16 protein-coding genes are annotated in these 19,293 nt (G+C 71.6%); 15 read left to right on the top strand and 1 reads right to left on the bottom strand.

Annotation, left to right across the window (positions count from 1 at the left end; translation table 11 throughout):
- The first annotated feature begins 10 nt into the window (after nucleotides 1–10).
- From nuoE to ACGFX4_RS15350, 14 genes are all read left to right on the top strand, one after another.
- Nucleotides 11–730 carry an NADH-quinone oxidoreductase subunit NuoE gene (gene nuoE, locus ACGFX4_RS15285; protein WP_393073607.1) on the top strand — a complete coding sequence of 240 codons (720 nt, stop codon included), beginning with the start codon at nucleotides 11–13 and terminating at the stop codon, nucleotides 728–730.
- Nucleotides 730–2,088 (top strand): NADH-quinone oxidoreductase subunit NuoF, encoded by a 1,359-nt coding sequence (nuoF, locus tag ACGFX4_RS15290; RefSeq protein WP_393073494.1) that lies wholly within the window; start codon nucleotides 730–732, stop codon nucleotides 2,086–2,088. The genes nuoE and nuoF overlap by 1 nt, the downstream gene beginning before the upstream one ends.
- Entirely contained in the window at nucleotides 2,085–4,529 is a 2,445-nt protein-coding gene (locus ACGFX4_RS15295) for an NADH-quinone oxidoreductase subunit G (protein ID WP_393073497.1), read from the top strand. The genes nuoF and ACGFX4_RS15295 overlap by 4 nt, the downstream gene beginning before the upstream one ends.
- On the top strand, nucleotides 4,526–5,857 hold the full coding sequence (nuoH, locus tag ACGFX4_RS15300; protein ID WP_393073500.1) for an NADH-quinone oxidoreductase subunit NuoH: 1,332 nt from the start codon (nucleotides 4,526–4,528) through the stop codon (nucleotides 5,855–5,857). The genes ACGFX4_RS15295 and nuoH overlap by 4 nt, the downstream gene beginning before the upstream one ends.
- Nucleotides 5,858–5,864: 7 nt before the next feature.
- Nucleotides 5,865–6,446, top strand: a complete 582-nt coding sequence (nuoI, locus tag ACGFX4_RS15305) for an NADH-quinone oxidoreductase subunit NuoI (protein ID WP_393073503.1) — start codon at nucleotides 5,865–5,867, stop codon at nucleotides 6,444–6,446.
- Complete coding sequence (locus tag ACGFX4_RS15310; protein ID WP_393073506.1) at nucleotides 6,443–7,291, top strand: NADH-quinone oxidoreductase subunit J; 849 nt, start codon at nucleotides 6,443–6,445, stop codon at nucleotides 7,289–7,291. Before nuoI ends, ACGFX4_RS15310 begins: the two co-directional genes overlap by 4 nt.
- Nucleotides 7,288–7,587: an NADH-quinone oxidoreductase subunit NuoK gene (gene nuoK, locus ACGFX4_RS15315; RefSeq protein ID WP_280698134.1), complete on the top strand. Its 300-nt coding sequence runs from the start codon at nucleotides 7,288–7,290 to the stop codon at nucleotides 7,585–7,587. The genes ACGFX4_RS15310 and nuoK overlap by 4 nt, the downstream gene beginning before the upstream one ends.
- Nucleotides 7,588–7,601: 14 nt before the next feature.
- Nucleotides 7,602–9,497, top strand: a complete 1,896-nt coding sequence (gene nuoL, locus ACGFX4_RS15320) for an NADH-quinone oxidoreductase subunit L (RefSeq protein ID WP_393073510.1) — start codon at nucleotides 7,602–7,604, stop codon at nucleotides 9,495–9,497.
- Nucleotides 9,497–11,110 (top strand): NADH-quinone oxidoreductase subunit M, encoded by a 1,614-nt coding sequence (locus ACGFX4_RS15325; protein ID WP_393073512.1) that lies wholly within the window; start codon nucleotides 9,497–9,499, stop codon nucleotides 11,108–11,110. The genes nuoL and ACGFX4_RS15325 overlap by 1 nt, the downstream gene beginning before the upstream one ends.
- Nucleotides 11,107–12,735, top strand: coding sequence for an NADH-quinone oxidoreductase subunit NuoN (gene nuoN, locus ACGFX4_RS15330; RefSeq protein WP_393073515.1), 1,629 nt, complete (start codon nucleotides 11,107–11,109; stop codon nucleotides 12,733–12,735). The genes ACGFX4_RS15325 and nuoN overlap by 4 nt, the downstream gene beginning before the upstream one ends.
- A 212-nt stretch (nucleotides 12,736–12,947) precedes the next feature.
- Nucleotides 12,948–13,961 carry a polyprenyl synthetase family protein gene (locus tag ACGFX4_RS15335; protein WP_393073517.1) on the top strand — a complete coding sequence of 338 codons (1,014 nt, stop codon included), beginning with the start codon at nucleotides 12,948–12,950 and terminating at the stop codon, nucleotides 13,959–13,961.
- A 31-nt stretch (nucleotides 13,962–13,992) separates the two neighbouring features.
- Nucleotides 13,993–14,652 carry a response regulator transcription factor gene (locus ACGFX4_RS15340; RefSeq protein ID WP_345701940.1) on the top strand — a complete coding sequence of 220 codons (660 nt, stop codon included), beginning with the start codon at nucleotides 13,993–13,995 and terminating at the stop codon, nucleotides 14,650–14,652.
- Nucleotides 14,653–14,893: 241 nt separating this feature from the next.
- On the top strand, nucleotides 14,894–16,819 hold the full coding sequence (locus ACGFX4_RS15345) for a 2-oxoacid:acceptor oxidoreductase subunit alpha (RefSeq protein ID WP_393073610.1): 1,926 nt from the start codon (nucleotides 14,894–14,896) through the stop codon (nucleotides 16,817–16,819).
- Nucleotides 16,816–17,871, top strand: coding sequence for a 2-oxoacid:ferredoxin oxidoreductase subunit beta (locus tag ACGFX4_RS15350; RefSeq protein ID WP_393073520.1), 1,056 nt, complete (start codon nucleotides 16,816–16,818; stop codon nucleotides 17,869–17,871). The genes ACGFX4_RS15345 and ACGFX4_RS15350 overlap by 4 nt, the downstream gene beginning before the upstream one ends.
- A 91-nt stretch (nucleotides 17,872–17,962) precedes the next feature.
- On the opposite strand, the gene ACGFX4_RS15355 is transcribed toward ACGFX4_RS15350, so the two are convergent.
- Complete coding sequence (locus ACGFX4_RS15355; protein WP_393073523.1) at nucleotides 17,963–18,334, bottom strand: winged helix-turn-helix transcriptional regulator; 372 nt, start codon at nucleotides 18,332–18,334, stop codon at nucleotides 17,963–17,965.
- 92 nt (nucleotides 18,335–18,426) lie between these two features.
- Here ACGFX4_RS15355 and ACGFX4_RS15360 point away from each other — a divergent pair, with 92 nt between their 5' ends.
- Complete coding sequence (locus ACGFX4_RS15360; protein WP_393073526.1) at nucleotides 18,427–19,281, top strand: SDR family oxidoreductase; 855 nt, start codon at nucleotides 18,427–18,429, stop codon at nucleotides 19,279–19,281.
- The last annotated feature ends 12 nt before the right edge of the window (nucleotides 19,282–19,293 follow it).

Here is a 19,293-nt window from a genome sequence, read left to right on the forward strand (position 1 = left end):
CGAACTCGGCCTGCCGGCGCTGCCGGCCAAGCCCTTCCCGCCGGAGGTGCACGAGCGGCTGGCGAACGACGCGCGCGAGCTGATCGCCCGCTACCCGGTCGGCCGCTCCGCGCTGCTGCCGCTGCTGCACCTGGTGCAGAGCGAGGAGGGGTACGTCTCCTCCACCGGCATCCGCTTCTGCGCCGAGCAGTTGGACCTCACCACCGCCGAGGTCACCGCCGTCGCGACCTTCTACACCATGTACCGCCGCCGGCCGGCCGGCGAGTACCACGTCGGCGTGTGCACCAACACGCTGTGCGCGGTGCTCGGCGGCGACCAGATCTTCGACGAGCTCAAGCAGCACCTCGGCATCGAGAACAACCAGACCACCGAGGACGGCTCGATCTCGCTCGAACACATCGAGTGCAACGCGGCCTGCGACTACGCCCCCGTGGTGATGGTCAACTGGGAGTTCTTCGACAACCAGACCCCGGAGAGCGCCAAGCAGCTGGTCGACCGGCTGCGCGAGGGCCAGGAGGTCAGCCCGACCCGCGGCGCCAAGCTCTGCTCCTTCAAGGAGAGTGCCCGGATCCTGGCCGGCTTCCCCGACGAGCGGCCCGGCGCCAACGACGAGTCCGGCGCCGGCGGCGCGCCCTCGCTGGCCGGCCTGCGCCTGGCCAAGGGCGAGGCACTGCCCGGCACCCCCGGCACCAAGGTGGTATCCCCCCGGCACGAAGGGACGGAAGCGTGATGACCTCCGCCGAGCCGGCCGAGAAGCTGCTCTCGCCGGTGCTCTCCGCCTCCTGGGACGACTCCCGCCCCTGGACGCTGGCCACCTACCGCCACCACGGCGGCTACGAAGGGCTGCGCGCCGCCCTCGCCCTGCAGCCCGACGAGGTCATCGGGCTGGTCAAGGACTCGGGCCTGCGCGGCCGCGGCGGCGCCGGCTTCCCGACCGGCATGAAGTGGCAGTTCATCCCGCAGAACGACGGCAAGCCGCACTACCTGGTGGTCAACGCCGACGAGTCCGAGCCGGGCACCTGCAAGGACATCCCGCTGCTCTTCGCCAACCCGCACTCGCTGATCGAGGGCATGATCATCGCCTCGTACGCGATCCGCTGCGAGCACGCCTTCATCTACCTGCGCGGCGAGGTCGTGCCGGTGCTGCGCCGGCTGCACGCGGCCGTCGCCGAGGCGTACGAGGCCGGGTACCTCGGCAAGAACATCCTCGGCTCGGGCATCGACCTCGACATCACCGTGCACGCCGGCGCCGGGGCGTACATCTGCGGCGAGGAGACCGCGCTGCTCGACTCGCTGGAGGGCCGCCGCGGCCAGCCGCGACTGCGCCCGCCGTTCCCCGCCGTCGCCGGCCTGTACGCCTGCCCGACGGTGGTCAACAACGTCGAGTCGATCGCCTCGGTGCCGCCGATCCTGGCCAAGGGCAAGGAGTGGTTCAAGGCGCTGGGCACCGAGAAGTCGCCCGGCTTCACCCTCTACTCGCTCTCCGGGCACGTCACCAACCCCGGCCAGTACGAGGCGCCGCTCGGCATCACGCTGCGCCAGCTGCTGGAGATCAGCGGCGGCATCCGGGCCGGGCACCGGCTCAAGTTCTGGACGCCGGGCGGCTCGTCCACCCCGATGTTCACCGACGAGCACCTGGACGTGCCGCTCGACTACGAGGGCGTCGGCGCGGCCGGCTCGATGCTCGGCACCAAGGCGCTGCAGGTCTTCGACGAGACCACCTGCGTGGTCCGGGCGGTCACCCGGTGGACCGAGTTCTACGCCCACGAGTCCTGCGGCAAGTGCACCCCGTGCCGCGAAGGCACGTACTGGCTGGTGCAGTTGCTCAAGCGGATCGAGGCGGGCCAGGGCGTCGCCGGCGACCTGGAGAAGCTGCTCGACATCGCCGACAACATCAACGGCAAGTCCTTCTGCGCGCTCGGCGACGGCGCCGCCAGCCCGATCGTCTCCTCGCTGCAGCACTTCCGCGAGGAGTACGAGCAGCACATCACCGAGCGCCGCTGCCCCTTCGACCCGGCGGCGTCCACCGTCTGGGCCGGCCGGGCGCACGTCCACGAGTCCGCCACCGAGAGGGAGGTGCACGCGTGACCGTCACCGAGTCCTCCACCGGAGTGGAGCTCGTCACGCTCACCATCGACGGCGTCGAGGTCCAGGTCCCCAAGGGGACGCTGGTGATCCGCGCCGCCGAGCAGATCGGCACCCAGATCCCGCGCTTCTGCGACCACCCGCTGCTCGACCCGGCCGGCGCCTGCCGGCAGTGCATCGTCGAGGTCGAGGGCCAGCGCAAGCCGGTCGCCTCCTGCACGATCCCGGTCGCCGAGGGCATGGTGGTCAGGACGCAGGTCAGCTCGCCGGTCGCCGAGAAGGCGCAGCGCGGCGTGATGGAGCTGCTGCTGATCAACCACCCGCTGGACTGCCCGGTCTGCGACAAGGGCGGCGAGTGCCCGCTGCAGAACCAGGCGATGTCCACCGGTGACGCCGACTCCCGCTTCGAGGGCATGAAGCGCACCTACGAGAAGCCGATCCCGCTCTCCTCGCAGGTGCTGCTGGACCGCGAGCGCTGCGTGCTGTGCGCCCGCTGCACCCGCTTCTCCCAGCAGATCGCCGGCGACCCGTTCATCGACCTGATCGAGCGCGGCGCGCTGCAGCAGGTCGGCATCGGCGACGACGAGCCGCTGACCTCGTACTTCTCCGGCAACACCATCCAGATCTGCCCGGTCGGCGCGCTCACCTCGGCGGCCTACCGGTTCCGCTCCCGCCCGTTCGACCTGGTCTCCTCCCCGAGCGTGTGCGAGCACTGCTCGGCGGGCTGCGGCCAGCGCACCGACCACCGCCGCGGCAAGGTGCTGCGCCGGCTGGCCGGCAACGAGCCGGAGGTGAACGAGGAGTGGAACTGCGACAAGGGCCGCTTCGCGTTCCGCTACGCCCAGCAGCGCGACCGGATCGCCACCCCGCTGGTCCGCGACGACAGCGGTGAACTCGTCCCCGCCTCCTGGCCGGAGGCGCTGGCCGCGGCCGCCGCGGGCCTGCGCGGCGCGCGCGCCGCGGTGCTGACCGGCGGCCGGGTGACGGTCGAGGACGGCTACGCGTACGGCAAGTTCGCCCGGGTCGCGCTCGGCACCAACGACGTGGACTTCCGCTCCCGCCCGCACAGCGGCGAGGAGGCGGACTTCCTGGCCGCCGCCGTCGCCGGCCGCGGCGTCGACCTGGACGGCGAAGGGCTGAGCTACCACCAGCTGGAGGCCGCCCCTGCGGTGCTGCTGGTCGGCCTGGAGGCCGAGGAGGAGGCGCCGATCGTCTTCCTGCGGCTGCGCAAGGCCAACCGGGCCGCCGGCCTGCGGGTCTTCGCGATCGCCTCGCACGCCACCCGGGGCCTGGGCAAGCTGCGCGGCGCGCTGCTGCCCGCCGCCCCCGGTACCGAGGCCGAGTGGCTGAACGCGCTCGGCGGCGACGAGGTGCTGGCCGACGACGCCGGGCGCTGCGCGGACGCGCTGCGCAGCCCGGGCGCGGTGATCCTGGTCGGCGAGCGCCTGGCCCAGGTGCCCGGCGGCCTGACCGCCGCGCTGCGGCTCGCGCACACCACCGGGGCGAAGCTCGCCTGGGTGCCGCGCCGGGCCGGCGAGCGGGGCGCGGTCGAGGCCGGCCTGCTGCCGGGCCTGCTGCCCGGCGGCCGTGCGGTCACCGTGCCCGCCGCCCGGGCCGAGGCGGCCGAGCTGTGGGGTACCGCCGAACTGCCGTCCCGGCCCGGCCGGGACACCGACCAGATCCTCGCGGCGGTGCTCCAGGGCGACCTGGACGCGCTGGTGGTCGGCGGCGTCGGGGTCGAGGACCTGCCGGACCCGGCGCTCGCCGAGGAGGCGCTCGGCCGGGCCTTCACCGTCTCGCTGGAGCTGCGCCCGTCCGCCGTGACCGCGCTCGCCGACGTGGTGCTGCCGGTCGCGGCGGTCGCCGAGAAGGCCGGCACCTTCCTGGACTGGGAGGGCCGGGTCCGGATGTTCGAACCGGCGCTCAAGCCCGACCAGCTGATGCAGCGCCACCTGCACGCCGAGACCCGGGTGCTGACCATGCTGGCGGACGCCCTGGAGCGCCCGATCCGGCTGCCCGACGTCCGGGCGGCCCGGCTGGAGCTGGACACCTTCGCCCCCTGGGCGGGCGACCGGCCGAGCGCCCCGGCGGCGCACCCGGCGCCGCTGCCCCGCCCGGCCACCGGCCAGGCGGTGCTGGCCGGCCACCGGATGCTGCTGGACAACGGCTCGCTGCAGGACGGCGACGCCCACCTGGCCGGCACCCGCCACCCGGTGGTGGCCCGGATCTCCGCGTCCACCGCCGAGGAGATCGGCGCGGCGGGCGTCCTGCGGATCACCGGCCCGGCCGGCTCGCTGGTCCTCCCGCTGGAGATCACCGACGCGATGCCGGACCGCACGGTCTGGCTGCCGCTCAACTCCACCCCGGGCGGCGGCGTCCACCGCTCGCTCGGCACCACGGTCGGCCACCTGGTCACCATCGCCCCGGCGGAGGACGCCCAGTGAACACTCTCGCCGCATACGAGACCCTCGGGTACTTCGGCCGCGACCCCTGGTGGCTGGTGCTGCTGAAGGCGGTGTTCGTCTTCGCCTTCCTGGTCGGCACGGTGCTGATCGCGATCGTCTGGGAGCGCAAGGTCGTCGCCTGGATGCAGCTGCGGATCGGCCCCAACCGGCACGGTCCCTGGGGCATGCTGCAGTCCCTCGCGGACGGCGTGAAGCTGGCGCTCAAGGAAGACCTGGTGGTCAAGGGCGCCGACAAGGCGGTCTACATCCTGGCGCCGATCGTGTCCGCGATCCCGGCCTTCATGGCCTTCGCGGTGATCCCGTTCGGCCCGGCCGACGACCAGGTGTCGATCTTCGGCACCCGGACGCCGCTCCAGCTGACCGACCTGCCGATCGCCCTGCTCTACATCCTGGCGACCGCCTCGATCGGCATCTACGGCATCGTGCTGGCCGGCTGGTCCTCCGGCTCGACCTACCCGCTGCTCGGCGGTATCCGCTCCTCCGCCCAGATGATCAGCTACGAGATCGCGATGGGCCTGTCCTTCGCGGCGGTGTTCATCTACTCGGGCTCGATGTCCACCTCGGAGATCGTCGCCTCCCAGCAACCGACCTGGTTCGCGGTGCTGCTACCGGTCTCGTTCATCGTCTACATCATCGCGATGGTCGGCGAGACCAACCGGGCGCCGTTCGACCTCCCGGAGGCCGAGGGCGAGCTGGTCGGCGGCTTCAACACCGAGTACTCCTCGCTGAAGTTCGCGATGTTCATGCTGGCCGAGTACGTCAACATGGTGACCGTCTCGGCGGTGGCGTCCACGCTCTTCCTGGGCGGCTGGCGGGCCCCGTGGCCGATCTCCACCTTCTGGGAGGGGGCGAACCACGGCTGGTGGCCGATGCTCTGGATCACCCTGAAGATCCAGCTGCTGCTGTTCTTCTTCATCTGGCTCCGCGGCACCCTGCCCCGCCTGCGCTACGACCAGTTCATGAAGCTGGGCTGGAAGGTGCTGATCCCGGTCTCGCTGGTCTGGCTGGTGATGGTCTCCAGCGTCCGGGCGCTGCGCAACGAGGGCTACGACTTCGCCCGGGTGGTGCTGTACGTCGGCGCCCCGCTCGGCGCGGTCCTGCTGCTCGCGCTGGTCTGGGACCTGATGCGGCGCAAGCCCGAGGAGAAGCCGCAGGAGGAGAACGGCGGCGCCTTCGACCCGATGGCCGGCGGCTACCCCGTACCGCCGCTGCCGGGCCAGGAGCTACCGCCCGTCCCGCGCCGGCGCAGCCGGGCCCCGCAACTCCAGGACGCCCTCAACGGGGCCGACCATTCCGAAGGGAGCTGAGCCGCACATGTCCGACGAGTCATCCGAGAAGTCGATCCTCGGCCCGGCGGCCGGCTTCGGCGTGACCTTCAAGGCCATGTTCAAGAAGCGGCTCACCGAGCAGTACCCGGAGTACAAGAAGCCCACCGCGCCGCGCTTCCACGGCCGCCACCAGCTGAACCGGCACCCGGACGGCCTGGAGAAGTGCGTCGGCTGCGAGCTGTGCGCCTGGGCCTGTCCGGCCGACGCGATCTACGTCGAGGGCGCCGACAACCGGGACGAGGAGCGTTACTCGCCCGGTGAGCGCTACGGCGCGGTCTACCAGATCAACTACGCCCGCTGCATCCTGTGCGGGCTGTGCGTCGAGGCCTGCCCGACCCGGGCGCTGACCATGACCAACGAGTACGAGCTGGCCGATTCCAGCCGGGCCGACCTGATCTTCACCAAGGAGCAGCTGCTGGTCGGGTTGACCGAGGGCATGGTCGACTCCCCGCACTCGATCTTCCCCGGCGCCGACGAGGGCGCGTACTACCGGGGCGAGATCACCGGTGCGGCGCCCGGCACGGTGCAGCAGGAGAAGCACCCGCACGAGAAGGAGGTGCAGTCATGACCTCCACCGGAGAGGCCGTCCAGTTCTGGATCCTCGCCGTGATCGCCGTCGGCGGTGCGCTCGGCATGCTGCTGATGAAGAAGGCGGTGCACAGCGCGCTCTGCCTGGCCGCCACGATGATGGCCCTGGCGGTCTGCTACCTGGCGCAGGGCGCGGTGTTCCTCGGCGTGGTGCAGATCGTCGTCTACACCGGCGCGATCATGATGCTCTTCCTGTTCGTCGTGATGCTGGTCGGCGTGACCAGCGCCGACTCGCTGAAGGAGCAGCTGAAGGGCCAGCGGATCGCCGCGGTGCTCTGCGGCCTCGGCTTCGGCGTCCTGCTGATCGCGGGCATCGCCAACGCCAAGCTGAAGGACTTCACCGGGCTGTCCGCGGCCAACGCCGAGGGCAACGTGCAGGGCCTGGCCCGGCTGATCTTCACCAAGTACGTCTGGGCCTTCGAGATCACCGGCGCCCTGCTGATCACCGCGGCGGTCGGCGCGATGGTGCTGACCCACCGCGAGCGGGTCCGCAAGCCGCTGACCCAGCGCCAGCTCGCCGCGCAGCGGGTCAAGGACAACATCCAGGTGCCGCCGATGCCGGCGCCCGGCGTGTACGCCCGGCACAACGCGGTGGACATCCCGGCGCTGCTGCCGGACGGCACCATCGCCGAGGACTCGGTGATGGCCACCCTGCGCGAGCGCGGCCAGATCCGCGACGTCAGCCAGGACATGCTGCGGCGGATGGCCGAGCTGGAGGAGACCACGGCCGACCTGCTCGGCCGGCCGTCCTCCGCCCGGCCCCCGGTGACCGGCCCCCGGCAGGCGCTGGAGACCGTGCCGAACCACGAGGAGGCCGCGGAGTGAATCCGGTCAACTACCTCTATCTCGCCGCCCTGTTGTTCACCATCGGTGCCTCCGGCGTGCTGATCCGGCGGAACGCGATCGTGCTGTTCATGTGCGTGGAGCTGATGCTCAACGCGTCCAACCTGGCGCTGGTCACCTTCTCCCGGATGCACGGGAACCTGGACGGCCAGATCATCGCGTTCTTCACCATGGTGGTCGCGGCGGCCGAGGTCGTGGTCGGCCTCGCCATCATCGTGTCCATCTTCCGGACCAGGCACTCGGCTTCGGTCGATGACAGCAACCTGATGAAGCTGTAGGCGGAGGGCCTTCGGTGAACTCTCTCATTCCGGCGCTGATCGCAGCGCCCCTGGTCGGAGCTGCCCTGCTGCTGCTCGGCGGCCGCGCCCTGGACCGCTTCGGTCACTGGCTCGGCACGCTGGCCGCCGCGCTCTCCTTCGGCTTCGGCCTGACCCTGTTCGCACAGATGCTGGGCCGCGCCCCGGAGGACCGCGCGGTCACCGAGCACCTGTACAGCTGGATCCCGGTCAACGGCTTCCAGGCCGACGTGGCCTTCCAGCTCGACCAGCTGTCCATGACCTTCGTCCTGCTGATCTCCGGCGTCGGCACCCTGATCCACGTGTACTCGGTGGGCTACATGGCCCACGACGAGCGCCGCCGCCGCTTCTTCGGCTACCTCAACCTGTTCCTGGCCGCCATGCTGCTGCTGGTGCTGGCCGACAACTACCTGCTGCTGTACGTCGGCTGGGAGGGCGTGGGCCTCGCCTCGTACCTGCTGATCGGCTTCTGGCAGCACAAGCCGAGCGCCGCGACGGCCGCCAAGAAGGCGTTCATCGTCAACCGGGTCGGCGACATCGGCCTGTCGGTCGCGATCATGCTGATGTTCGCCGAGTTCGGCTCCTTCGCCTTCGGCCCGGTCTTCCAGGGCGCCGGGGAGGCGAGCGAGGGCAGGCTCACCGCGATCGGCCTGACGCTGCTGCTGGCCGCCTGCGGCAAGTCCGCCCAGGTGCCGCTGCAGTCCTGGCTCGGCGACGCGATGGAGGGCCCGACCCCGGTCTCGGCCCTGATCCACGCCGCCACCATGGTGACCGCCGGCGTCTACCTGATCACCCGCTCCTCGGCGATCTTCAACCTGGCGCCGGACGCGCAGACCGCGGTGGTCGTGGTCGGCGCGGTCACCCTGCTCTTCGGTGCGATCGTCGGTTGCGCCAAGGACGACATCAAGAAGGCGCTGGCCGGCTCGACCATGTCGCAGATCGGCTACATGATCCTGGCGGCCGGCCTCGGCCCGATCGGCTACGCCTTCGCGATCATGCACCTGGTGACCCACGGCTTCTTCAAGGCCGGGCTCTTCCTCGGCGCCGGATCGGTCATGCACGGCATGGACGACGAAGTGAACATGCGTCACTACGGCGGCCTGCGCAAGTACATGCCGATCACCTTCGCCACCTTCGGCCTCGGCTACCTGGCGATCATCGGCTTCCCCGGCCTGTCCGGCTTCTTCTCCAAGGACAAGATCATCGAGGCGGCCTTCGCCAAGGGCGGCACCGAGGGCTGGATCCTCGGCCTGTGCACCCTGGTCGGCGCCGCCGTCACCGCGTTCTACATGACCCGCGTGATGGTCCTGACCTTCTTCGGCGAGAAGCGCTGGAAGACCGACGCCGAGGGCCACGAGCCGCACCCGCACGAGTCCCCGAAGACCATGACCCTGCCGATGGTCGTGCTGGCCTTCGGCTCGGTCTTCGCCGGAGGGCTCTTCGTCTACGGCGACTCCTTCGTCGACTGGCTGGAGCCGGTCACCGGCTTCTCCGAGGGCCACTCGCCGCTCTCCGCGCTGACCGTCACCGCGATCACCACCGTCTGCATGCTGGCCGGCGTCGCGGTCGCGTACCTGATGTACGGCCGCAGCCCGGTGCCGGTGATCCCGCCGGTCGGCTCCCCGCTGACCCGCGCGGCCCGCCGCGACCTGCTCCAGGACGACTTCAACCACGCCGTCCTGGTCCGCCCGGGCACCGCGCTGGCCGCCACCCTGGTCTGGTTCGACAGCAGGGGCCTGGACGGCTTCGTCAACGGCCTGGCCGCCACCATCGGCGGCATCTCCTCCCGGCTCCGCCGGGTGCAGACCGGCTTCGTCCGCACGTACGCGCTCTCCATGTTCGGCGGCACGCTGGTGCTGGTCGCCTCCACTCTCCTGATGAGGTCGGTCTGATGAGCTACCTCCTCTCCGCCACCTGCGCGGTGCCGGCCGCGGGCGCGGTGCTCACCGCCGCGCTGCCGGCCGGCACCACCGAGGCCCGGCGCCGCACCACCAAGACCGTCGCGCTGGCGGTCTCGGCCGCCACCCTGGCGCTGGCCGCCGCCGTCGCCGCGTCCTTCGAACCCGGCGGGGCGCGCTACCAGCTGACCGAGTCCCACAGCTGGATCCGCTCCTTCGGCATCAACTTCTCGCTCGGCGCCGACGGCATCGGCACCGTGCTCGTCCTGCTCACCGCCGTGCTGGTCCCGCTGGTGATGCTGGCCGGCTGGCACGACGCGGACCCGGCGGCCGTCGAGGGCGGCTTCGAGTCCAAGCGCCGCACCCAGGGCTTCTTCGCACTGATCCTCGCCGTCGAGGCGATGGTGATCGTGTCGTTCCTGGCCACCGACGTCTTCGTGTTCTACGTGTTCTTCGAAGCCATGCTGATCCCGATGTACTTCCTGATCGGCGGCTTCGGCGACCGGGCCGGCGGCCCCGAGTCGGACCGGCAGCGGTCCTACGCGGCGGTCAAGTTCCTGCTGTACAACCTGCTCGGCGGCCTGGTGATGCTGGCGGCCGTGATCGGCCTGTACGTGATCGCCGCCGGCCAGGGCTTCGGCACCTTCGACCTGCCGACGCTGACCGACGCCATCGCGAGCGGCAAGCTCAACCTCGACCCGAACGCGGAGCGGGCGCTGTTCCTCGGCTTCTTCTTCGCCTTCGCCGTCAAGGCGCCGCTGTGGCCGCTGCACACCTGGCTGCCGAACGCGATGGGCGAGTCCACCGCCGGAACGGCCGTGCTGATCACCGCGGTGGTCGACAAGGTCGGCACCTTCGCGATGCTGCGCTTCTGCCTCGGCCTGTTCCCCAACGCCTCGCGGAACTTCGCCACCGTGATCGCCGTGCTGGCGCTGATCGGGATCGTCTACGGCGCGCTGGTGGCCATCGGCCAGAAGGACATCAAGCGCCTGGTGGCGTACGCCTCGATCTCGCACTTCGGCTTCATCATCATGGGCATCTTCGCGATGACCAGCCAGGCACAGTCCGGGGCGACCCTCTACATGGTCAACCACGGTGTCGCCACCGCCGCGTGGATGCTGGTCGCGGGCTTCCTGATCTCCCGCCGCGGCTCGCGCCTGATCGCCGACTACGGCGGCGTGCAGAAGGTCGCGCCGGTCCTGGCGGGCACCTTCCTGATCGGCAACCTGGCCACCCTCTCGCTGCCCGGCATGGGCCCGTTCGTCAGCGAGTTCCTGGTCCTGGTGGGCACCTTCACCCGGTACCCGGCGATCGGCATCGCCGCCACCTTCGGCATCGTGCTGGCCGCGCTGTACGCGCTGCTGCTCTACCAGCGCACCATGACCGGCCCGGTGAAGGCCTCCGTCGAGGGCATGCCCGACCTGAAGGCCCGCGAGCTCGCCGTGGTCGTCCCGCTGGTGGCCCTGACCCTGCTGCTGGGCGTCTACCCCAAGCCGCTGACCGACATCGTCAACCCGGCGGTGGACGCCACCCTCTCCCAGGTCCACGAGACCGACCCGGCACCGGCCCACCCGGTCGCCGCCACCACCGGAGGTGAGCAGAAGTGAGTTGGCTCGCTGCTGCGGGCGGCAACAGCCCCAGCATCCCCGCGCCGCACGTCGAGTACGGCCAGCTCTCCCCGATGCTGGTGGTCTTCGGAGCGGCCCTGGTCGGGATCCTGCTGGAGGCCTTCCTGCCCCGCCGGATGCGCTTCACCGCCCAGGTCACCACCGCCCTGCTCGGCCTCGGCGGCGCCTTCGCCGCCGTGGTGGTGCTCGCCGCCACCGGCCACGGCACCACCAAGGCCGGCCTGCTGGCGATGGGCGCCGTCGCGATCGACGGCCCGGCGCTCTTCCTGCAGGGCGTGATCCTGCTGACCGCCGTCCTCGCGGTGCTCACCTTCGCCGAGGGCCGGCTGGAGCCGCGCCTGAACGGCCACACCGTGGACGCCTTCACCGCCCAGGCGGCCGCCGCCCCCGGCGGCGAGCAGGAGCGCGACGCCACCCGGGAGGGCTTCCGCACCACCGAGGTCTTCCCGCTCACCCTGTTCGCGGTCGGCGGCATGCTGCTCTTCCCCGCCGCCAACGACCTGCTGACCATGTTCGTGGCGCTGGAGGTCTTCTCCCTCCCGCTCTACCTGCTCTGCGCGCTGGCCCGGCGCCGCCGCCTCCTCTCCCAGGAGGCCGCGGTCAAGTACTTCCTGCTCGGCGCCTTCGCCTCGGCGTTCTTCCTGTTCGGCACCGCGCTGCTGTACGGCTACGCCGGCTCGGTGTCGCTGCCCGACATCGCCGACGTGATCTCCGGCGTCGCCCCGGTCACCCCGGCGCTCGCCGTCACCACGCAGAACGACGCGCTGCTGCTGATCGGCCTCGCCATGGTCTCCGTCGGCCTGCTCTTCAAGGTCGGCGCCGTCCCGTTCCACTCCTGGACCCCGGACGTGTACCAGGGCGCCCCGACGCCGGTCACCGGCTTCATGGCCGCCGCCACCAAGACCGCCGCCTTCGGCGCCTTCCTGCGGCTGTTCTACGTCGCCTTCCCCGGCCTGCGCTGGGACTGGCGGCCGGTGATGTGGGGCGTCGCGATCCTCACCATGGTGGTCGGCGCGATCCTCGCCGTCACCCAGCAGGACGTGAAGCGCCTCCTGGCGTACTCCTCGGTCGCGCACGCCGGCTTCATCCTCACCGGCCTGATCGCCACCGACAAGCAGGGCCTGAGCGCGGTGCTCTTCTACCTGCTCGCGTACTCCTTCGTCACCCTCGGCGCCTTCGCCGTGGTGACCCTGGTCCGCGACTCCAAGGGCGAGGCCACCCACCTCTCCAGCTGGGCCGGTCTCGGCCGGCGCTCCCCGCTGCTGGCCGCGGTGTTCGCGCTCTTCCTGCTCGCCTTCGCCGGTATCCCGCTGACCAGCGGCTTCACCGGCAAGTTCGCGGTCTTCCAGGCCGCGGCCGCGGGCGGGGCCACCCCGCTGGTGATCGTCGGTGTGCTGAGCTCGGCGGTCGCCGCGTTCTTCTACATCCGGGTGATCGTCCTGATGTTCTTCTCCGACCCGCAGCCCGGCGGCCCCTCCGTCGCGGTGCCCAGCCCGCTCACCGCCACCGCCATCGGCGTCGGCGTGCTGGTCACCCTGGGCCTCGGCCTGCTCCCGCAGTACTTCCTGGACCTGGCGACCAAGGCCTCCGTCTTCGTCCGCTGAGCCCTCGACCCGCAGTACTTCCGGCCCCCGCCCGCCACGGGCGGGGGCCGGACCGATGTTCCCCCTCCTGACCTGCGCAGACCGATCCGGCACCAGCCGGACCAGCACGCCCGTGCAGTGATCCACTCGTGACCGGATACGCTGCCTACTACGTGCAACGGCGGGGGTCAGGGACCGCCTCGCTGGATAGATCAGGGACAGGAGTGGTCTTCGTGACCGTCGTGGGGCCCTTCGGGCTGAGCGTGCAGGACCGCGATCTGACCCGTGACGTCCAGGCCGGAATGGACGCCGTGGAGGCCGCCCTCATCGAGGCGGTGAAGAGCGACGTCCCCTTCATCACCGTCACCGCCAGCCACCTGATCGAGGCCGGCGGCAAGCGCTTCCGGCCGCTGCTGGTGATGCTCGCCGCCCAGTTCGGCGACCCCGCCGCCCCCGGCGTCGTCCCGTCCGCCGTGGTCGTCGAGCTCACCCACCTGGCGACGCTCTACCACGACGACGTGATGGACGAGGCGCCCGTGCGCCGCGGCGCCCCCAGCGCCAACAGCCGCTGGGACAACTCGGTCGCCATCCTGACCGGCGACTTCCTGTTCTCCCGCGCCTCCCAGGTGCTCTCCGACCTCGGCCCCGAGGCCGTCCGGATCCAGTCCGACGCCTTCGAGCGCCTGGTCACCGGCCAGATCCTGGAGACCGCCGGCCCCCGGCCGGAGGACGACCCGCTGCGCCACTACCTCGACGTCATCTCCGGCAAGACCGGCTCCCTGATCGCCGTCTCCTGCCGCTTCGGCTCGATGATGGCCGGCGCCGAGCGCTGGATGGTCGACACCCTCGCCCAGTACGGCGAGAAGATCGGCACCGCCTTCCAGCTCGCCGACGACGTCCTCGACATCGCCAGCGACGGCCACGAGTCCGGCAAGACCCCCGGCACCGACCTGCGCGAAGGCGTCCCCACGCTGCCCGTGCTGCTGCTGCGCCAGCTGCCCGTCGACCCCGCCGACCCCGACGACGCGCGGCTGCGCGAGCTCCTCGACACCGACCTCGCGGCGGACGACGCGGCGCACGCCGAGGCCCTGCGACTGCTGCGCCGGCACCCGGCGCTGGAGCGGGCCCGCCGCGAGACGCTGCGCTACGCCGAGGAGGCCCGCGCCCTCCTCGACCCGCTCCCGGACTGCCCGGCCAAGGCTGCCCTCCAGGAGCTCTGCGACAGCGTGGCCATCCGCACCATGTGAGCCGGGAGCACGCACTAGTCTGACCCCCATGTTGCGAGTGGTGATCGCCGAGGATTCGGTACTGCTCCGGGAGGGGCTGACGCGGCTGCTGACGGACCGGGGGATGGAGGTCGTCGCCGGGGTCGGGGACGGCGAGGCGCTGCTGAAGACGGTGGACGAGCTGGCCGCCGCCGACGCGCTGCCCGACGTCGTCGTGGCGGACGTCCGGATGCCCCCCACCCACACCGACGAGGGCGTGCGGGCCTGCGTGGCGCTGCGCGCCCGGTACCCGCTGCTGGGTGTGCTGGTGCTGTCGCAGTACGTGGAGGAGCGCTACGCCGGCGAGCTGCTGGCGGGCTCCACCCGGGGGGTCGGTTACCTGCTGAAGGACCGGGTGGCGGAGGTCCGCGAGTTCGCCGACGCGGTGGTCCGGGTGGCCGGGGGCGGCACCGTGCTGGACCCGGAGGTGGTGCAGCAGCTGCTCAGCCGCAGCCGGCAGGGCGACTCGCTGGCCGGGCTGACCCCGCGCGAGCGGGAGGTGCTGGGTCTGATGGCGGAGGGCCGCAGCAACGCGGCGATCGCCAAGCAGCTGGTGGTCTCCGACGGCGCGGTGGAGAAGCACGTGTCGAACATCTTCCAGAAGTTCGGCCTCGGTCAGAGTACGGACGACCACCGCCGGGTCCTGGCGGTGCTGACCTACCTGGAGTCCTGACCGCGCCTGCCCGGGGAAGTTCGGCGGCCGGTGACGCGTTGTACCTGGTCGTAGGGGAAAGAAGCGTCCGGTGGGGTCCGACGGCGCCGGGCCGTGTGCCTGAGTTCCCCTCCAGCCAAGCTCGGCCCGCTTAGGATGCGATTCGGTGCACCAGGCGGACGGGGCACACGGCTCACGCCCGCGGCTGGCGCCCACGAGGAGGTCCGCGGCAGTGACCAGTCAGGTCGATCAGTCAGAGGCAGTGGACGGTTCGGACGGGGAAGGCCGGTCGGGCCCGGTCTCCCCGCCAGGACGCCACGGTCGGCCGGCGAAGCCGATCCGGCGGCTGGACCGGGTGATCATCCGGTTCGCCGGTGACTCCGGTGACGGCATGCAGCTCACCGGTGACCGCTTCACCTCCGAGACGGCGTCGTTCGGAAACGACCTCTCCACGCTGCCGAACTTCCCCGCCGAGATCCGGGCGCCCGCCGGCACCCTGCCCGGCGTGTCGTCCTTCCAGCTGCACTTCGCCGACCACGACATCCTCACCCCGGGCGACGCGCCGAACGTGCTGGTCGCGATGAACCCGGCCGCCCTCAAGGCCAACCTGCCCGACCTGCCGCGCGGCGCCGAGATCATCGTCAACACGGACGAGTTCACCAAACGGGCGCTGGCCAAGGTCGGCTACGCGGCCGATCCGCTCGGCGACGGCTCGCTGGAGGCGTACCACCTGCACAAGGTGCCGCTGACCACGCTGACCCTGGAGGCGCTCAAGGACAGCGGCCTGGCCCGCAAGGACGCCGAGCGGGCGAAGAACATGTTCGCGCTCGGCCTGCTGTCCTGGATGTACCACCGGCCGACGCACGGCACCGAGACCTTCCTGCGCCAGAAGTTCGCCAAGAAGCCGGACATCGCCGAGGCCAACATCGCGGCGTTCCGGGCCGGTTGGAACTTCGGCGAGACCACCGAGGACTTCGCGGTCTCGTACGAGATCTCCCCGGCCTCGCTGCCGCCGGGCACCTACCGCAACATCTCCGGCAACCTGGCGCTCTCCTACGGCCTGATCGCCGCCGCGGAGCGCTCCGGGCTGCCGCTGTTCCTCGGCTCGTACCCGATCACCCCGGCCTCCGACATCCTGCACGAACTGTCCAAGCACAAGAACTTCGGCGTGCGGACCTTCCAGGCGGAGGACGAGATCGCCGGCATCGGCGCGGCGCTCGGCGCGGCGTTCGGCGGCGCGCTGGGCGTCACCACCACCTCCGGGCCCGGGGTGGCGCTGAAGTCGGAGACCATCGGCCTGGCCGTCTCGCTGGAGCTGCCGCTGCTGGTGGTGGACATCCAGCGCGGCGGCCCGTCCACCGGCCTGCCGACCAAGACCGAGCAGGCGGACCTGCTGCAGGCGATGTTCGGCCGCAACGGCGAGGCGCCGGTGCCGATCGTCGCCCCGGCGACGCCGGCCGAGTGCTTCACCGCCGCCCTGGAGGCGGCCCGGATCGCGCTGACCTACCGCACCCCGGTCTTCCTGCTCTCGGACGGCTACCTGGCCAACGGCTCCGAGCCGTGGAAGATCCCCGACGTCGAGGAACTCCCGGACCTGACGGTGGAGTTCACCACCGAGCCGAACCGCCCGGACGGCACCTTCTGGCCCTACCTGCGCGACCCGGCGACCCTGGCCCGTCCCTGGGCCGTCCCCGGTACGCCCGGACTGGAACACCGGATCGGCGGCATCGAGAAGCAGGACGGCACCGGCAACATCTCCTACGACCCGGCCAACCACGACTTCATGGTCCGCACCCGGCAGGCCAAGGTGGACGGCATCACCGTCCCCGACCTGGTGGTCGACGACCCCGGCGGCAACGCCCGCGTCCTGGTGCTCGGCTGGGGCTCCACCTACGGCCCGATCGCGGCGGCGGCCCGCCGGGTCCGGGCGGACGGCGGCGCGGTCGCCCAGGCGCACCTGCGCAACCTCAACCCCTTCCCCGCCAACCTCGGCGCGGTCCTGCGCGGCTACGACAAGGTGATCGTGCCGGAGATGAACCTCGGCCAGCTCGCCCTGCTGCTGCGCGCCAAGTACCTGGTGGACGCCCAGTCCTACAACCAGGTGCGCGGACTCCCCTTCAAGGCGGCCCAGCTGGCGGACGTGCTGTGGGCCGCGATCGGCAACCTGGACGAGGAGGACAATCGATGACCGAGCAGCAGCACCGCTTCCCCTCGCTCCGGCTGGTGCCCAGGAGCGACGAGCCGCAGACCGCCAAGGACTTCAAGACCGACCAGGAGGTGCGCTGGTGCCCGGGCTGCGGTGACTACGCCATCCTGGCGGCCGTCCAGTCCTTCATGCCGGAGCTCGGCATCCGCCGGGAGAACACCGTCTTCGTCTCCGGCATCGGCTGCTCCTCGCGCTTCCCGTACTACATGAACACCTACGGGATGCACTCCATCCACGGCCGCGCCCCGGCGATCGCCACCGGCCTGGCCGCCTCCCGCCCCGACCTGTCGGTGTGGGTGGTCACCGGCGACGGCGACGCGCTGTCGATCGGCGGCAACCACCTGATCCACGCGCTGCGCCGCAACGTCAACCTGAAGATCCTGCTGTTCAACAACCGGATCTACGGGCTGACCAAGGGCCAGTACTCCCCGACCAGCGAGGTCGGGAAGATCACCAAGTCCACCCCGATGGGCTCGCTGGACGCCCCGTTCAACCCGCTGTCGCTGGCGATCGGCGCGGAGGCGACCTTCGTCGCCCGCACCATCGACTCCGACCGGCAGCACCTGACCTCGGTGCTGCGGGCCGCCGCCGAGCACGAGGGCACGGCGCTGGTGGAGATCTACCAGAACTGCAACATCTTCAACGACGGCGCGTTCGAGGTGCTCAAGGAGCCCGGCACCCGGGACGAGGCGCTGATCCGCCTCGAACACGGGCAGCCGATCCGCTTCGGCACCGACCAGGGCGTCTTCCGCCGCCCGGACGGCGAGCTGTACGTGGACACGGTGACCGACGGCAACCGGGACCGCCTGCTGGTCCACGACGCCGGCGCGGCCGGCCCCGCCACCGCCTTCGCGCTCACCCGGCTCGCCGACGCGGACACCCTGCACCACACCCCGATCGGGGTCCTGCGCTCCGTCGGCCGGCCGGTCTACGACACCCTGATGGCCGACCAGCTGGCCCGCGCCGCCACCGAGAAGGGCCGGGGCGACCTGGCCGGCCTCCTCACCGGCAACGACACCTGGGCAGTCGTCTAGCGGCCCGACAGGGGCGCGAGGAACTGCGCGACCGGCCACCGCTCTCCCGGGGCGCACGGCCGGACGCGCAGCTCCTCGCGCCCCCGGCCTTTCACCGGTGTGCGTCGTAGCGCTCGCGGGCGGCGTCGACGTCGTCCATCCGCAGGGCGACCCAGCGGGTGAGGCTGCTGAGCGCCTCGGCGGCCTCGCGGCCGAGCGGGGTGAGGGTGTAGTCGACCCGGGGCGGGATGACGGGGTGCGCCTCGCGGTGGACCAGGCCGTCGCGCTCCAGGGTCTGCAGGGTCTGCGCGAGCATCTTCTCGCTGACCCCGGCGACCCGGCGGCGGAGCTCGCTGAAGCGGTGGCCGCGGTCCTGGAGGGCGGACAGCACGAGGACGCCCCACTTGCTGGTGACGTGCTCCAGCACCAGGCGGTGCGGGCAGTTGCGGTCGTACAGGTCCGGGACGGTCTCACTCACCTTCACGTCAGTACCGTACTTCAAAGTGCGTACTTACCAATAGTTAGTGCCTCGCCTACGTTCGTTGTCGAAGCGGAAACGAACGAGGGAGCAAGGACATGATCGTCGTCACCGGTGCCACCGGACAGCTGGGCCGCCTGGTCGTGGAGGGCCTGCTGGCGAAGGTGCCCGCCGCCGAACTGGCGGTGGCGGTGCGCTCGCCGGAGAAGGCCGCCGACTGGGCCGGGCGCGGGGTGGCCGTGCGCGAGGTGGACTACGGGCGGCCCGGGACGCTGGCGGCGGCGTTCGGCGCGGGCGACCGGGTGCTGCTGATCTCCGGCAGCGAGGTCGGTGCCCGGGTGCCGCAGCACACCGCCGTGGTGGAGGCGGCGAAGGCCGCGGGCGTGGCGCGGCTCGTCTACACCGGCGTGCTGGGCGGGGACGAGGCGGGCTTCGCGCTCGCGGACGAGCACAAGGCGACCGAGGCGGTGATCCGCGCCTCCGGGCTGCCGTACACCTTCCTGCGCAACGGCTGGTACACCGAGAACTACACCGCGAACGCGGCCGCCGCGATCGAGCACGGCACGGTGCTCGGCAGCAGCGGCGACGCCCGGATCGCCACCGCCTCCCGGCAGGACTTCGCGGACGCGGCGGTCGCGGTGCTCACCGGCGAGGGCCACGAGGGCCGGGCGTACGAGCTGAGCGGTGACACCGCCTGGTCGTTCTCGGAGTACGCGGCGGAGCTGGCCGCCGCCTCGGGCCGCCCGGTGGCGTACCGCAACGTCGGTGCCGGGGAGCACCGGGCGGCGCTGGTCGGCGCCGGGGTGCCGGAGGTCTTCGCGGACATCCTGGTGGACGTGGACGCCGCCATCGCGCGCGGCGAGCTGGCCCGGGACCGGGGGGTGCTGAGCGGGCTGATCGGCCGCCCGACCACGCCGCTGGCCGAGACGGTGAAGGCCGCGCTGGCGGGCTGATTCCGCAGGTCG

The organism is Kitasatospora sp. NPDC048365 (genome assembly GCF_043200835.1).
Taxonomy (GTDB): Bacteria; Actinomycetota; Actinomycetes; order Streptomycetales; family Streptomycetaceae; genus Kitasatospora; species Kitasatospora terrestris.

Coding starts and splice junctions, on each gene's coding strand:
- ACGFX4_RS15350 (WP_393073520.1), top strand. CDS start 16,816: ATGACCGAGCAGCAGCACCGCTTCCCCTCGCTCCGGCTGGTGCCCAGG.
- ACGFX4_RS15310 (WP_393073506.1), top strand. CDS start 6,443: ATGACCTCCACCGGAGAGGCCGTCCAGTTCTGGATCCTCGCCGTGATC.
- ACGFX4_RS15360 (WP_393073526.1), top strand. CDS start 18,427: ATGATCGTCGTCACCGGTGCCACCGGACAGCTGGGCCGCCTGGTCGTG.
- nuoI (WP_393073503.1), top strand. CDS start 5,865: ATGTCCGACGAGTCATCCGAGAAGTCGATCCTCGGCCCGGCGGCCGGC.
- nuoF (WP_393073494.1), top strand. CDS start 730: ATGACCTCCGCCGAGCCGGCCGAGAAGCTGCTCTCGCCGGTGCTCTCC.
- ACGFX4_RS15325 (WP_393073512.1), top strand. CDS start 9,497: ATGAGCTACCTCCTCTCCGCCACCTGCGCGGTGCCGGCCGCGGGCGCG.